Below are 15,854 nucleotides of genomic sequence, written 5' to 3'. Positions count from 1 at the left end.
CTATCTGCTGAGACAGTTGATGTTAATCAGATATTATCTTTTCAATAAAAATGGCTTGTTTCTCATCAAGGTTGATAATTTCTTCGGTATCGATCACGCGAACGATCGGTCGTGTAGGAATGTTAGGATCGATAAAAATAATAAATGCTTCTTGCTTGTTGGACAATTGGACACGGGTGCCTATTGTCACATTCATTAAAGAGTCGATAAATTTCTGTAAAACAGTAAAATCAAATTTCTTATATTTTAGTTTGAGCATCTCTGCCATCACCTTAAAAGGCGACTGTTTTCTTCGGTAAAATCGTTCAGAAGTCATCGCATGGTATGTATCACAGACTGCAATAATTTTAGCAAACGGATGGATTTTTTCTTCTGTAACACCAATAGGATAGCCACTTCCATCCATTCGTTCATGGTGCTGCAGAATCGACAATTTCATCGCCTGTGTTACAAAAGGAATATCTTCCACCATACGATAGGATAAGGTCGAATGCTTCTTGATTTCCTCGTATTCAGCAATTGTTAACTGTGATTCTTTCGTTAACCAATTTTCATTCAATTTAGCCATCCCGCAATCCGCAAGTAAGCCGGCCATTCCTACCTGTTTCCATTCTTTATGGTAGCCTAGCTTTTTGGCTAAATATGCCGATAATAAAGCAACGGATACAGCATGATGATAAAAATAATCCTTTTTGGAAGCGAATTGGTGTAACAAAAATAAATCGAGATGAATTTCATTGATGTAATCAAACAACGGATTCATGATTTGACGCACATGATGAATCTCGATATTACTTCCGCTTTGCCACTTCTTAAACATCTCTTTATAATATGCAACCGTATTGACGTATAGTGAAGCAAAGGAAGCTTTAGACTTCCTTTGCACAGGTGGTTCACTCGTTTTTTCAGTTATTGGCATATTCTCTGGTGTAAAATTTTGACCAGATTGTAATGTATCTGAGACTTCTACCTTCTCTATTTGAAAATGCTCGAGTACTTTTATATGTTTTTCTTTTATCACTGTGTCTTGTTCAATGATAGGATGCCTAGTCTTGCCCGTAACCTGCTTCGTTAAAATACATCCTGCTACTAATTGTTGTGGATGCACCTGCAAATAGATCACACCCTTGTTTGATTTATTCAGACTCGTTATCGTTATCGTTCTCTGTTACTTCTTGGGTTACTTCCTCGTTAACTGCTTCTAGCAGTTCTTCTTCAAGTTCCTCTTCGCTATCTACTTTTGCAACAGTTGCGACTCTCTCCTCATCCTGCAATCGGATCAGACGGACACCTTGTGTATTTCTTCCTGTAGTCGAAATACCTTCTACTTGCATTCTGATTAATACTCCGGAAACAGTCATAATCATGATATCCTCATCATCAACAACCGTTTTAACTGCCACAACTCTTCCTGTCTTGTCAGTAATGTTACAAGTGAAGATCCCTTTACCACCACGATTGGTTCTTCGGTATTCCTCGATAGGTGTTCGTTTTCCATAGCCATGCTCGGTAACATTTAAGACGTATTGGCCTTCTTCAATGATCTCCATTGATACGACTTCATCGTCTTCCCGCAGTGAAATACCTTTTACCCCAGCTGCCGTTCTTCCCATGGAACGAATTTGTTCTTCTTCAAATCGAATCACATAACCATTCTTCGTACCGATCAGAATGTCTTTTTGACCATTTGTTAAACGGACAGAGATTAATTCATCTCCCTCACGTAAATTTAATGCGATCAAACCGCCTTTTCGAATATTAGCAAACTGTGGTAAGGAAGTACGTTTCGATACCCCAAACTTCGTCGTAAAGAATAGATACCAGTCTTCATGGTACTCAGAGACGGTAATGACGGCATTAATCCATTCTCCTTGCTCCACTTCCAGCAGATTGATAATCGGGATCCCTTTAGCAGTACGATTAAATTCGGGGATTTCATACCCTTTGGAACGATAGACTTTCCCTTTGTTAGAGAAGAATAGAACTGTATCATGCGTAGAACAGGATACCAAATGTTCAACAAAATCATCTTCATTTGTACCCATACCTTGTATTCCTCGACCACCGCGTCGCTGAGCACGATAAGTACTTGCTGGCAATCGTTTAATATAACCACGATGTGTTAATGTAATCACGATGTTCTCCTCAGGAATCAAATCTTCGTCTTCAATTTGATCCAATCCACCAGCTACAATTTCCGTTCTTCGCTCATCATTGAATTTTTCTTTGATTTCGGTTAACTCTTCACGGATAATTTGCAAAATCTTTTGCTCATCCGCCAGAATTGCTTTATATTCCTCAATCATTGCCATGATCTCTTTGTATTCTTCTTCAATCTTTTCTCTTTCCAAACCGGTTAAGCGTTGCAAACGCATATCCAGAATAGCTTGCGCTTGTTTTTCCGATAAGTGGAAACGCTGCATAAGTCCTTCGCGGGCAATCTCTGTAGTATTCGATTGACGGATCAAAGTAATGATCTCATCGATGTGATCAAGAGCAATTCGTAAACCTTCCAAGATGTGCGCACGCGCTTCTGCTTTGTTCAATTCATATTGCGTTCTTCTGATAATAATTTCTTTTTGATGCTCCAGGTAGTATTCCAGACATTGCTTCAGCGTTAAAACTTTTGGCTGTCCGTCTACTAACGCCAGCATATTAATACCAAAAGAAGTCTGCAGAGAGGTTTGTTTATATAAATTGTTCAGTACGACGTTAGGATTGGCATCCCGGCGTAATTCAATCACTATCCGCATGCCGTTTCGATCTGATTCATCCCGTAAATCAGTAATGCCTTCAATTCGCTTATCACGAGCAAGCTCTGCAATTTTTTCGACTAATTTCGCTTTATTTACCTGGTAAGGCAATTCAGAAACAAGAATCTTCGCCTTTCCATTCGCCTGTTCTTCAATTTCAGTTTTCGCCCGGATGGTAATTGAACCTTTACCCGTTTCAAAAGCTCTTCTAATACCGCTTCGGCCAAGGATTTGACCTGCTGTAGGGAAATCTGGACCTGGTATATATTGTTCCATTAGTTCTGTAATTGTAATATCCGGATTTTCACTTACGGCAAGAATCGCATCAATTGTTTCCCCTAAGTGATGGGGAGGAATATTAGTAGCCATCCCAACGGCAATACCTGATGCACCATTAACCAATAGATTTGGGAACTTCGACGGTAATACTTTCGGTTCTCGTTCCGATCCATCATAGTTATCCGTATAATCAATCGTATCTTTGTTAATGTCTCGTAACATTTCCATTGATATTTTTGACATTCTTGCTTCCGTATAACGCATCGCGGCTGGTGGGTCACCATCAACCGAACCAAAATTACCATGCCCATCAACCAGCATATAACGATAGCTGAAATCCTGTGCCATTCTGACCATTGCCTCGTATACAGCAGAATCCCCATGAGGGTGATACTTACCAATAACATCCCCAACAATACGTGCTGATTTCTTGTATGCTTTGTCTGCATGCATACCTTGATCATTCAATGCATATAAAATTCTTCGGTGTACTGGTTTCATCCCATCACGGACATCTGGTAATGCACGTGCGACAATAACACTCATCGCATAATCTAAGAAAGATGTGCGCATTTCTTGTCCAATATTAATTTCTTGAACTTGTGGACGATTATGATCCACCATATATCATTACCTCCTATTTCACTGCCGGAAGACGTGAACAAACACTAATTCTACTAGTTTACACTCTTACACATCTAAATTCTTCACATAAATGGCATTATCTTGAATGAAATTACGTCGTGGCTCTACCTTATCACCCATTAACATGTCAAAAATCAGATCGGCTTCCATTGCGTCTTCTAATCCCACCTGTAATAAGGTACGTTCAGCAGGATCCATTGTCGTTTCCCATAGTTGAGTTGCGTTCATTTCACCTAAACCTTTGTAACGTTGTAATCCTGGTTTTGGCTGTTTTGGCAACTCTGCCAATAACGCATCCAATTCACGATCAGAGTAAGTGTAATGAACAGCTTTTCCTTGCTTTATCTGATAAAGAGGTGGCTGTGCAATATAGACATAACCGTATTCAATTAACGGTCTCATAAAACGGAAGAAGAAAGTTAACAATAACGTCCGAATATGGGCACCATCGACATCCGCATCTGTCATAATAACAATTTTATGGTAACGTGCTTTCGTAATATCAAACTCTTCGCCAATCCCTGTACCAAGTGCTGTGATAATGGTACGTATTTCATTGTTTGATAAAATTTTATCTAATCTAGCCTTTTCCACATTCAGGATTTTACCTCTTAATGGCAGAATCGCTTGGAAATGACGATCACGCCCTTGCTTCGCTGAACCACCTGCAGAGTCACCCTCAACAATGTACAATTCACTGATTGATGCATCTCGTGACGAACAGTCGGCCAGTTTCCCCGGAAGATTAGAAACTTCCAAAGCACCTTTTCTTCTCGTTAATTCACGAGCTTTCTTAGCAGCCATTCTAGCTCGGGATGCCATTAACCCTTTATCAACGATTATTCTTGCCGTATTTGGATTTTCAAATAAAAACTTGGAAAATAATTCGCTGAAGGCAGAATCAGTAATGGTCCGTGCTTCACTGTTTCCGAGCTTAGTTTTTGTCTGTCCTTCGAACTGCGGGTCAGGGTGTTTGATAGAAATAATTGCTGTTAAGCCTTCCCGAACATCATCACCTGTTAAATTAGGATCATTTTCCTTAAAGAGGTTATTTTTTCGAGCATAATCGTTAATCACACGTGTCAGACCAGTCTTAAAACCAGATTCGTGGGTACCGCCCTCATGCGTATTAATATTGTTTGCAAAGGAGTAAATATTACTTGCAAAGCCGTCATTATACTGTAAAGCAACTTCTACTTGAATATTCTCTTCTTCCTTCTCCGCATAGAACGGCTCGTGTAACACTTCTTTAGATCGATTCAGGTGTTCCACATAAGAACGTATCCCGCCTTCATAGAAGAAAGTCTCTGCTTCCCGATCTTCCCGGTTATCTTTGATTGAAATGGATAAGCCTTTATTTAAGAATGCTAATTCTCGTAAACGAGTAGCTAAGACATCATAGATATACACAGTCGTTTCGCTGAAAATTTCGGGATCCGGCTTGAAGTGCGTACGGGTTCCTGTAATGTCCGTTTCACCAATTACTTGCAGCTCACTGTCCGGTTTACCTCTGGAAAAGCTAAGATGATGTAATTTACCGTCACGATGAACAAATACTTCTAATTCGCTGGAAAGTGCATTTACAACCGAGGCACCTACACCGTGAAGTCCACCGGAAACTTTATAACCGCCACCGCCGAATTTACCACCAGCGTGAAGTACTGTCATAATTGTCTCAACAGCAGGTCGTCCTGTTTTCTCATGGGTGTTGACCGGAATACCACGGCCATTATCAATAACGGTAATACTATTATCTTCTTCGATCATTACTTGAATATGGTCACAATGGCCGGCAAGTGCTTCATCTATACTGTTATCGACAATTTCCCATACTAAGTGATGAAGTCCTTTTTCATTGGTTGATCCTATATACATACCCGGTCTTTTTCTAACCGCCTCTAAGCCTTCTAATACTTGTATCTGATCGGCATCATAGGCTTGATCCATTGGCTGATTCTCTTCCATTGTCAATTCAATCACCTACATTCTATCTGATTGTTATCTTTCTTCTTCCTCATTAACTTCTGCGTAATCTTCTAACCTGCTAATCGTAGAAATCATACTTGCACGTTTCTTAAGTGTTAATACAGACAACGGACTATAATAAACACGATCATTCGTTATCACAACCGCTTTGGTCTGTTCTTCATCTGTTACGATCACTTGGTTTTTATTCCTCAATTCAGTAAGCATTTCTTCGTTAATAGTCGAAGAACTTACTAAACTATAATCAATAATGCTAATCACATCTTTCGATTGAATGACATGATCATCTCCAATGTGAATAAACATGATATCCCCACTTTTATTCCAAAATTTTTCCTTGATCTATTCGAAAGATCTCTGCTTTTTCCAGTGTCTGATGATGAATACCATCTACACTGGTTGTCGAAACAAAGGTCTGGACTTTTCCTTCAATTGTGTCTAAGAGATGGGATTGCCGATAGTCGTCTAATTCACTTAACACATCGTCTAGTAATAAAATAGGATAATCTTTCGTCTCCTGATAAATGAGTTCTATCTCTGCCAGTTTCAAAGACAAGGCAGTTGTTCGCTGTTGTCCTTGCGATCCATAGGTTTGGACATTTTTGCCGTTCACATAGAACACCACATCATCTCGATGCGGTCCTATCAGGGTGGTGCCCCGTTCTATTTCTTTTGTCTCTACCTCAGCAAATGATTCCGTCAGTGTTATTCTTATTTTTTCCTTATTATCAGACTCTGATACCTCGGCCGTTGCTGCATATTGAAGATCTAAGTCTTCAATGCCTCTACTGATTCCTCTATGTATCTCATTAGCCCATTTGCGTAAATGCTTCATAAACAGGAATCGTTTCTCCAAAATGATAGCAGCATGTTCGGTCATTTGCTCTGTCAGGACACGCAGCATCGTTACATCATCAGTTCTGCGTTTCTGTAATTGTTTCAGTAAATGATTTCGTTGCTTTAAAATTTTAACATATTGGCCAAGATGATAGATATAAACTGGCTGAATCTGACCGATCTCCATATCAATAAAACGTCTCCTGATTTGCGGACTACCTTTCACCAGGTTTAAATCCTCCGGAGCAAACATAACAATATTAAGGGCCCCAATGTAATCACTGAGACGCCTTTGCTCCAGGTGGTTTAATTTAGCTTTCTTACCTTTATTTGTAATTTGTATTTCAAGTGGAAATTGGCGGTTCCTTTTGACAATACTACCTTCTATTTTAGCATAGTTTTGGTCCCACTGAATTAATTCTTTATCTTTGGTTGTTCGATGTGATTTGGAAAAGCCTAATACATAGATAGATTCCATCAAGTTTGTTTTTCCTTGGGCGTTCTCTCCGATAATCACATTAATTTTATCATCGAACTGAACCGATAACTGTTTATAATTTCGATAATTGGTTAAGCTTAACTGTTGTATATGCATTCGAATTTCCTTTCGAACCGAACGTTACTCCTCGTTTTTTGCTACCACGAACGTACCAACATCTTCTACATAGACTGTATCCCCTGGATAAAGTTTTTTTCCACGGCGCGTCTCCAATTCGTCATTTACATACACACCATTTTCCTGTAGAAAAACTTTAATCATACCACCAGATTCCAGAATATTGGCGAGCTTCAAAAATTGACCAAGTGGGATATAATCTGTTGTTATCGCAATTTTTTCTTCCATTTTTTCACCTACTTCATCTAAAAAAGATATTGGTTATCAGTATAGCCCTTCTATCTATTTTACTAAACATTTGTGGATTAGAAAAGTAAACCTGCTCATTTCTTTTTATTGAGGAGTGGATGAAGCAATATTCTTTGTTAATAAGAAAAACAGGAGAAGTTCACCCAGTCCTAACTAACAAAATAACATAGAACTACCCATAATATGGATTATGTAAAATGGCCATCGCTAACCAAGCATCCATATTGAGATATTAAATGTGCTGGGATAACGCTTCGTCCAACCACTCCGCGTCCTGCGGGGCACGGCTGAAGCTAGGCTACTACTTGCGTTACTTCATTGCTGCCTTGCACCGAGGAAGCCTACTTCAAAGCGTTACTAGTAGACGCAGGTGCAGACGTTGTGGATCTTCAGCACCTGCCTGTCCCGCGGGAGTCTCCGTGGTTGGCCTACGCTCGGATTGGGACTCTACAATTTTTGTCAGAGCTAGCTTATTGATCGCATGCATATATAATAGCTATTGAAAAATGCCTAGAACCACTGCTATTTGCTGTTCCATACGTTGTAGCACTTCCCTCAAGCGTAGGAAATAGGCGGAGACTCCCGTGGGATCGGTCGTGTGTGAAGACCCCGCAGTGAGCGGTTTTTGCTCGCGAGGAGGCTGAACCCGACCCCACAGGACGCGGAGCCTATTTCCGGAGCTTTGCTATGCAGATGAAATCTATCAAAATTACCTCAATGTCTGACAGTTCTACTTTACATAATCCACATTATAAGAACCCACTTTCATGTTCAGCGTGATTACGGCTATGACTGTGCTTATATACTTGCTGATAAAAAAAGAGGAACAACGATAATTGTCCCTCTTTTGGATTAAAATGTTCGTACAGGTAAGATAAGTTGCAGGATCTGATCATGGTCAATTGGTTTAATGATAAATGGGCGCATGGCACCGGTGAATTCAATTTTCACTTGATCAGTTTCCATAATCTTTAATGCATCGATCATATATTTCGAGCTGAAGGAGATTTTTAATTCCTCTCCATCGATTTTTGCTACACTGATTTCTTCTTCTACTTTTCCAATTTCAGGTGACTGACTTGAGATTTCCACAATTTGATCGTTCAATGTTTGCAGACGAATTACATTGTTATGATTTTCCTTCGCTAATAATGAAGCACGGTCAACTGCTTGTAATAACGTTTTGGTACCGACCTGAATTAATGTTTTACTCTCCTCCGGTATCAATCGTGAGGTCTCGGGATATTTTCCGTCTAGTAAACGGGACAAGAAGTATAAATGATCCGTTTGGAACGCAATTTGATTTTCAGAAATACTGATTTGAATTTTATTTTCTGTATCCTGCAAGATTTTGCTTAATTCATTTAAACTTTTTCCTGGAATCACGACTTGTTCAAACGGAAATTCATTAATGTGATCATCTAATGGCAGTTTACTTGCTGCAAGTCGGTGACTATCCGTTGCAATGAAATGCAGTTGCTCATTCTCCACTTTTATATTTACCCCAGTCAGAATAGGTCTTGTTTCTGAAGTGGATACGGCAAAAACCGTCTGTTTAATCATATTTTTTAATAGATTAATCGGCAATTCAAAATTAGTTTCTGTTTGAATTTGCGAAATTTGTGGATATTCTTCTGCATCCTGTCCGTTTAAATGGAATTCAGCATGCCCGGATTGAATAGTTACTTGTAATTGTTCATCAACTTGAATGGCAGCTGTATCTGATGGCAATTTCCGAATAATTTCAGGAAAATATTTTGCATGAACGATTATTTCGCCTGCTTCTAATTCATCAATGAATTGAATGCCTTCTTCTTCAACTGGAATAAAAGATTCAATTGTGATATCAGAATTACTCCCTGTCAGGGTAATTCCATTTGTCGTTGCTTGTATTTTTAATCCAGATAAAATCGGAATCGCGGTTTTAGCTGAAATAGCTTTTGTTACATGTTGAATACTTTCCATTAGCTTATCTCGATTTATTACAATTTTCATGCTTATCCTCCTTGAGGAATATATTTATTTATTATTAATATAATACCGTAATAATAGTAATAGGGCCTGTGAATTTGTGGATAACTGCAAAAACGCGTGTAATTAAAAGTTATCCAGATGTGAATAACTTGTTTGTGACTATGAAATAGTTATCCACACTTTTCACATGATTTTGTTTACATAGATTTTAACTGTTCTTTTATTTCTTCGATTTCTTTACTTAATTGTTCGTCTGTTCCCATTAATTTAGAGATTTTTTCATGGGCATGGATGACAGTTGTGTGGTCACGTCCTCCAAATTCTTCTCCAATCTTAGGCAGAGAGAAATCTGTTAACTCCCTTGATAAGTACATCGCGATTTGTCTAGGAAAGGCAATCGATTTTGTACGTTTTTTGGCAGCAAATTCTTCAATTTTGACATTATATCGTTTACCGACTTCCTCCTGAATATGTTGGATCGTAATTACTTTTGGACGTGAAGAAGGAATAATGTCTTTTAATGCTTCTGCTGCTAATGATGCATCAATATCTTGATTAATCAGGGATGAATAGGCAACAACTCGAATTAACGCACCTTCTAATTCCCGGATATTCGTATCAATTTGATTGGCAATATACAGCATGACTTCATTTGGGATATCCAGTCCTTCTGCTTTTGCTTTCTTGCGCAGGATGGCAATCCTTGTTTCCAAGTCTGGTGGGGTGATATCGGTAATCAGTCCCCATTCAAAGCGTGAACGCAAACGATCTTCTAGTGTAGGAATTTCCTTTGGTGGTCTGTCACTAGAGATAATAATCTGCTTATTTTCTTCATGTAACGTATTAAACGTATGAAAAAATTCTTCTTGTGTTTGTTCTTTTCCAGCCAGGAACTGAATATCATCTATTAATAACACATCCACGTTTCGATATTTATTTCGAAAATTCACGGCTTTATTATCACGAATGGAATTAATGAATTCGTTGGTGAATTTTTCGGATGATAAATAGACCACCTTTGCAGATGGATTGTGATCAAGCACATAATGGCCAATTGCATGCATTAAGTGGGTCTTACCTAATCCGACACCACCATAGATGAATAATGGATTGTATGCTTTGGCAGGAGCTTCTGCTACTGCTAGTGAAGCGGCATGAGCAAACCTGTTTCCAGAACCGATGACAAATGTTTCGAATGTATATTTGTCATTTAACATCGATTTTGGCGATGTCTCGCTATTTTGAGAAGCGACAGTTTTCTTCTTTTTCATTTGGGCCACTTCTTCTTCTTCCTCCTGCAGGGTATCTGGGATGACGAATTTAACAGTAAGTTTCGCGCCTGTCAGTTCATACAAAGCTTCTGCAATAATAGATGTATAACGGGATTCTAACCAATCCCTGGTAAATTCATTTGGAGCAGAAATAATGACTGTATCATCTTTTAAATGGTCTACAGAGGTGTTTTTAAGCCACGTATCGTAACTTGGTTTACTTACTTTATCTTTAATTAACTCCAGCGTATTACTCCAAAGATCCTCGATATTTTCCATGTCATTCCCTCCTCTCATTAAATGAAAATAATAAAAAGTCTTTCATTTACGCTTGAATAAGTTGTGGATAAAAAATGGCGGACAAAAAAACGGAAAACCTAGCAATTAAGTTTTCCACAGATGTGTGTATAAACTAATATACAAGCTGTGAACTTTTGTCCACATAATATCCACAATTTGTGGATAAGATTATTTTTTGAAGAATGTATTCACAAACTAAAACACAAATATGATATCAAATCAGAGCGAATATTGCAATGTTTTCGTGAAGGTTATCCACAAGTTAGACAATATGTGCGTATTTTTTTTGCACACCCTCTTATTTTGTGAGTAATTTGTCGATAGAGTTCTGAAAAAGTCGATTTGCGCCAGTAAAGTTATCCACACGCCATCTGTATCATAACAGATCTTGCGAATTTGTGTTATAATACAGATGGGATTTTAACAGCTTGCCCAGATCTAGGGATTGGACAAGTTTTTCGATTATAGGCATTGACATAAATAAGGTCTAGAAAGTATAATGATTAAGACTGTCTAAAACGACTATGATTTTTAGATTCCTCAGGGAGGTGCATATAAATGAAACGTACATTTCAACCAAATAATCGTAAACGTAAAAAAGTTCATGGATTTCGTGCGCGTATGAGCACAAAAAATGGACGTAAGGTACTTGCTCGTCGTCGTAAGAAGGGTAGAAAAGTATTATCTGCATAGGCCACTGATTTTTCAGTGGTCTTTTTCCATGTAAGGCACCACTTGCATGGGATGGATTGTTTTCTTTAATGGAGGCGCACTAGTAATGAAGAAAGCATGGAGAATTAAAAAAAATAGTGAATTTCAAGAGGTATTTAAGAAGGGCGCTTCGTTTGCCAATCGTCAATTAGTTATCTATTTTTTACATAAAGATCAACAGGATCATTATCGAATCGGGTTATCTGTCAGCAAAAAAATAGGTAATGCAGTCGTACGGAATCAGGTAAAGCGCTACATTCGACAAATATTTCATGAATTAGATGAAAAAATAAAGAACGAGTATGATATCATTATCATTGCTAGACAACCTGCAAAAGAAATGGATTATTATCAATTCAAGAAAAGTGTCAGTCATTTACTATTTAAGACAAAATTATTGAAAAACTAAGTGAACATTTTGTTAATCCTGTTAGAAGGACTAGCTTGGTAGCAGGTAATAGTGATAAAATGAGGTACTATAAAATACGTTTTTTGTAGGAAATAAGGAGGATCAAGATGCGTAAAAAGCTCCTAACAGCCTCGGCTTTGATAGCTGTAGTAGCCCTGTTATCAGGTTGTACTGAGGTGAACGAACCAATTACGGATGAGAGTACTGGTATCTGGAATAACTGGTTTGTAAGACCTTTATCCGATTTGATTTTATGGGTAGCAAGGTTATTTGATGCTGATTATGGCTTTGGATTATCGATCGTACTTGTAACATTGTTAATCAGATTAGTATTGTTACCGTTAAACATTAAACAGTTAAAGAGTTCGAAAGCAATGCAGGATATCCAGCCGCAATTACAGGAAATCAGAGAAAAGTACAGTTCAAAAGATCAACAGACACAGCAGAAGTTGCAGCAGGAAACAATGGAATTATTCCAAAAGAACGGGGTTAATCCGTTAGCTGGCTGTTTGCCAATAATTGTGCAAATGCCAATTTTGATTGCATTTTACCATGCGATCATGAGAACAGAAGCACTTGATGGACACCATTTCTTATGGTTCCAGCTGGATCAGCCGGATCCGTATCATATTTTACCGATATTGACAGCAGCATTTACGTTCTTGCAGCAAAAATTGATGATGGCCGGAACGTCAACACAACAAAATTCAATGATGCCTCAAATGACGATGATGTTATATATGATGCCGATTATGATAGGGGTATTCGCATTTTTCTTCCCGTCTGCATTGGCGCTTTATTGGGTAGTTGGTAACATCTTCATGGTATTACAAACACTGCTTGTGAAGAACCCAATGATGAAACGTGATGAGGCAAAAGCAGGAGGAAACCAAAAGTGAGAAAAGTAACTGCTTCTGGACAAACAGTTGATGAAGCGGTCCAATCAGCTTTAAGGCAGTTAAACATCTCAGAGGACCAGGCGCAAGTCGAGGTTATTGATGAAGGTAAGAAGGGGATTTTAGGATTGTTCGGTTCTAAACCAGCAATTGTAAAGGTAACCCAAAAAGAAAATCCTGTAGAAAAAATTAAGAAATATGTTAAAAATATAGTGAATGAATTTGATGCCCAATTCGAAATCGAAACGAACGTTGTACAAAATGAAGTCATGATACAACTTAGTGGAGAAAAGATCGCATTATTGATAGGCAAGCGAGGGCAAACATTAAATGCCTTACAATATTTAGCCCAGTTAGCGATGCATCAGTATTCCGATAAGTATTATTCTGTTACGATTGATGCAGAAGGCTACCGGGAACGAAGAAAAGAGACATTGATTTCGTTGGCAGAGCGACTGGCGGACCGAGCGAGTAAAACGAAGAAAGATGTCAAAATTGAACCAATGCCGTCCTATGAACGAAAAGTAATTCATACGGCATTGCAGAAACGTAGCGACATCGCCACCGATTCCCAGGGTGATGAACCAAACCGCTATGTCGTTATCAAACCAAAATAATTAGTGAATTAGATAAAACACGAGCAATGAAGCCATTGCTCGTGTTTTTTTTCAGTGCAGTAATCAAATTGAACATGAAGTTTCGTTCCTATAATATGGATTGTGCTAGTAGCTTAGTGGTCATTTTGATATATATTATCTGCTTAACAAAGCTCCGGAAATAGGCTCCGCGTCCTGTGGGCACGGCTTCAGCTAATTTATGAAAGAAAAATTCTTTTCTTTCATAAATGGATCTTCAGCTCGCGCTGATTCCACGGGAGTCTCCGCCTATTTCCTAAGCTTAAGGGAAGTGCTACAACGGACGTAACTGCAAAAAGCAGTGGTTCTAGACATTTTTCAATCGCTATTATATATGCATACGATCACTATGCTAGCTCTTACAAAAATTATAGAGTCCCAATTCTAGCGTAGGCCAACCACGGAGACTCCCGCGGGATTATGCAGGCGCTGAAGATCCACAACGTCTGCACCTGCGTCTACTGGTAACGCTTCGAAGTAGGCTTCCTCGGTGCAAGGCAGCAATGAAGTAACGCAAGTAGTAGCCTAGCTTCAGCCGTGCCCCGCAGGAGTGGTTGGACGGAGCGGTATCCCAGCACATGAATCATTTCAAAATGACCACTAAGCTACTAGTATACATAACCCGTATTACAGAAAGTTGCAATCTTAAGTTATATTCGCTAGTTGTGAATTGTGGATAACTATATCATCAGTATGCACCATGATTTTTATAAGAAAATGTCGATCGATGTAAGTTATTCACATGTGGATAAAATATTTTAGAGAGTTTCGCAAAAACTAAGTGTGGATATCTTTTCAATTCGTATTGTTTTGTGCTATTCTAATAAGTTAGTGATACTAAAAAAAATTACTGTTGGATTTATATAGAAAAATGGAGAAAATGGAGGTGAAGGCGATGGAGCAAGACACGATAGCAGCGATTTCGACACCGATAGGGGAAGGAGCGATTGCGATTGTCAGATTAAGTGGAGAAGAAGCCATTCAAATAAGTAATACGTTATTCGAAGGAAAAGATCTGACACAGGTAGCATCGCACACCATTCATTACGGAAAAATGATCGATCCGGCCACAAAGGAAATGATGGAAGAAGTCATGGTTACCGTGATGCATGGTCCAAAGACATTTACAAAAGAAGACGTCGTAGAAATAAATTGTCACGGTGGGCTTGCGTCAGTCAATCGTTTATTAGAGCATGTGCTGTTGCAGGGAGCACGTCTTGCAGAACCTGGTGAGTTTACGAAGCGTGCTTTTCTGAATGGACGTATTGACTTATCACAAGCAGAAGCTGTAATGGATTTAATCCGTGCCAAAACAGATAAAGCGATGAACATTGCTTTAAAACAGCTGGACGGTAAACTGTCGAAGTTTGTGCAAGATTTACGTCAGCAGTTAATCGAAACGGTTGCCCATGTGGAAGTGAACATTGATTATCCTGAATATGATGATGTGGAAGAAATGTCTCACCAGATGTTGCGTGAAAGAACGCAAGAAGTCTATCATGAAGTTGAACGGTTAGTAAAGATGGCCAAACAGGGTAAAATATTGCGAGAAGGAATTGCAACGGCAATTATTGGTCGACCTAATGTCGGCAAATCTTCCTTACTGAATGCTTTTGTCCAGGAAACAAAAGCCATCGTTACGGATATCCCCGGAACAACAAGGGATGTAATCGAAGAGTATGTAAATGTAAGAGGGATTCCATTACGATTAGTAGATACCGCTGGCATTCGTGAGACAGAAGATATTGTCGAACGGATTGGTGTGGAGAGATCTCGTCAGGCATTAAAAGAGTCGGATTTAATTTTACTTGTGTTGAATTATGGCGAAGCTCTAACAGAAGAAGATCGGAATTTATTTAAAGCGGTCGAAGGTTTAGAATATATCGTTATCGTCAACAAGACAGATTTAGAACAGAAGCTTGATATTGAAGAAGTAAAGGCATTAACAGGTAGCCAGAAATTGATTACAACAGCTCTTATTGAGGATAAAGGAATGGATGAGTTAGAAGAAGCAATTGCCGATACGTTCTTTGCTGGTGATTTAGATACTGGTGATTTGTCTTACGTATCCAATGTCCGCCACATCCAGCTGCTGCAACAAACGTTACAAACGTTGGAGGATGCAATGAATGCAATGGATGCAGAGATGCCAATTGATTTAGTGCAGATTGATGTCACAAGAGCGTGGGAACTATTAGGAGAAATTGTGGGAGATACAGTGCAGGATAGCTTAATTGATCAACTGTTTTCACAATTCTGTTTAGGAAAATAACGAATAAAAAAAGGAGGATCA

13 protein-coding genes are annotated in these 15,854 nt (G+C 38.8%); 5 read left to right on the top strand and 8 right to left on the bottom strand.

Features of this window, described 5'->3' with window-relative positions; translation table 11 throughout:
- Positions 1 to 22 precede the first annotated feature (22 nt).
- The 8 genes from MUN87_RS13700 to dnaA all read right to left on the bottom strand — a co-directional run bounded on the left by MUN87_RS13700 (position 23) and on the right by dnaA (position 10,889).
- Entirely contained in the window at positions 23 to 1,108 is a 1,086-nt protein-coding gene (locus MUN87_RS13700; RefSeq protein ID WP_244747968.1) for an HD-GYP domain-containing protein, read from the bottom strand.
- Between the two features lie 28 nt (positions 1,109 to 1,136).
- Complete coding sequence (gyrA, locus tag MUN87_RS13695; RefSeq protein WP_244741010.1) at positions 1,137 to 3,656, bottom strand: DNA gyrase subunit A; 2,520 nt, start codon at positions 3,654 to 3,656, stop codon at positions 1,137 to 1,139.
- A 66-nt stretch (positions 3,657 to 3,722) separates the two neighbouring features.
- Positions 3,723 to 5,642 (bottom strand): DNA topoisomerase (ATP-hydrolyzing) subunit B, encoded by a 1,920-nt coding sequence (gene gyrB, locus MUN87_RS13690; protein WP_244741009.1) that lies wholly within the window; start codon positions 5,640 to 5,642, stop codon positions 3,723 to 3,725.
- 33 nt (positions 5,643 to 5,675) lie between these two features.
- On the bottom strand, positions 5,676 to 5,969 hold the full coding sequence (gene remB / locus MUN87_RS13685; protein ID WP_244741008.1) for an extracellular matrix regulator RemB: 294 nt from the start codon (positions 5,967 to 5,969) through the stop codon (positions 5,676 to 5,678).
- 13 nt (positions 5,970 to 5,982) lie between these two features.
- Positions 5,983 to 7,095: a DNA replication/repair protein RecF gene (gene recF, locus MUN87_RS13680; RefSeq protein ID WP_244741006.1), complete on the bottom strand. Its 1,113-nt coding sequence runs from the start codon at positions 7,093 to 7,095 to the stop codon at positions 5,983 to 5,985.
- A 24-nt stretch (positions 7,096 to 7,119) separates the two neighbouring features.
- Positions 7,120 to 7,344, bottom strand: coding sequence for a S4 domain-containing protein YaaA (yaaA, locus tag MUN87_RS13675; protein ID WP_244741004.1), 225 nt, complete (start codon positions 7,342 to 7,344; stop codon positions 7,120 to 7,122).
- A gap of 873 nt (positions 7,345 to 8,217) precedes the next feature.
- Positions 8,218 to 9,360, bottom strand: coding sequence for a DNA polymerase III subunit beta (dnaN, locus tag MUN87_RS13670; RefSeq protein ID WP_244741003.1), 1,143 nt, complete (start codon positions 9,358 to 9,360; stop codon positions 8,218 to 8,220).
- A 176-nt stretch (positions 9,361 to 9,536) separates the two neighbouring features.
- Positions 9,537 to 10,889 (bottom strand): chromosomal replication initiator protein DnaA, encoded by a 1,353-nt coding sequence (dnaA, locus tag MUN87_RS13665; protein WP_244741001.1) that lies wholly within the window; start codon positions 10,887 to 10,889, stop codon positions 9,537 to 9,539.
- 579 nt (positions 10,890 to 11,468) lie between these two features.
- On the opposite strand from dnaA, the gene rpmH reads away from it, so the two are divergent.
- From rpmH to mnmE, 5 genes are all read left to right on the top strand, one after another.
- Entirely contained in the window at positions 11,469 to 11,603 is a 135-nt protein-coding gene (rpmH, locus tag MUN87_RS13660) for a 50S ribosomal protein L34 (protein WP_018933824.1), read from the top strand.
- Between the two features lie 85 nt (positions 11,604 to 11,688).
- Positions 11,689 to 12,030 (top strand): ribonuclease P protein component, encoded by a 342-nt coding sequence (gene rnpA / locus MUN87_RS13655; protein WP_244740999.1) that lies wholly within the window; start codon positions 11,689 to 11,691, stop codon positions 12,028 to 12,030.
- Between the two features lie 107 nt (positions 12,031 to 12,137).
- Entirely contained in the window at positions 12,138 to 12,929 is a 792-nt protein-coding gene (gene spoIIIJ / locus MUN87_RS13650; protein ID WP_244740998.1) for a YidC family membrane integrase SpoIIIJ, read from the top strand.
- Positions 12,926 to 13,543 carry an RNA-binding cell elongation regulator Jag/EloR gene (jag, locus tag MUN87_RS13645; protein WP_244740996.1) on the top strand — a complete coding sequence of 206 codons (618 nt, stop codon included), beginning with the start codon at positions 12,926 to 12,928 and terminating at the stop codon, positions 13,541 to 13,543. The genes spoIIIJ and jag overlap by 4 nt, the downstream gene beginning before the upstream one ends.
- Positions 13,544 to 14,456: 913 nt before the next feature.
- Complete coding sequence (mnmE, locus tag MUN87_RS13640; protein WP_244740994.1) at positions 14,457 to 15,833, top strand: tRNA uridine-5-carboxymethylaminomethyl(34) synthesis GTPase MnmE; 1,377 nt, start codon at positions 14,457 to 14,459, stop codon at positions 15,831 to 15,833.
- The last annotated feature ends 21 nt before the right edge of the window (positions 15,834 to 15,854 follow it).

Source organism: Gracilibacillus salinarum (genome assembly GCF_022919575.1).
Classification (GTDB): domain Bacteria; phylum Bacillota; class Bacilli; order Bacillales; family Amphibacillaceae; genus Gracilibacillus; species Gracilibacillus salinarum.
The sequence above is the reverse complement of the archived record's forward strand: the minus strand, read 5'-3'. Positions and strand labels throughout refer to the sequence as shown.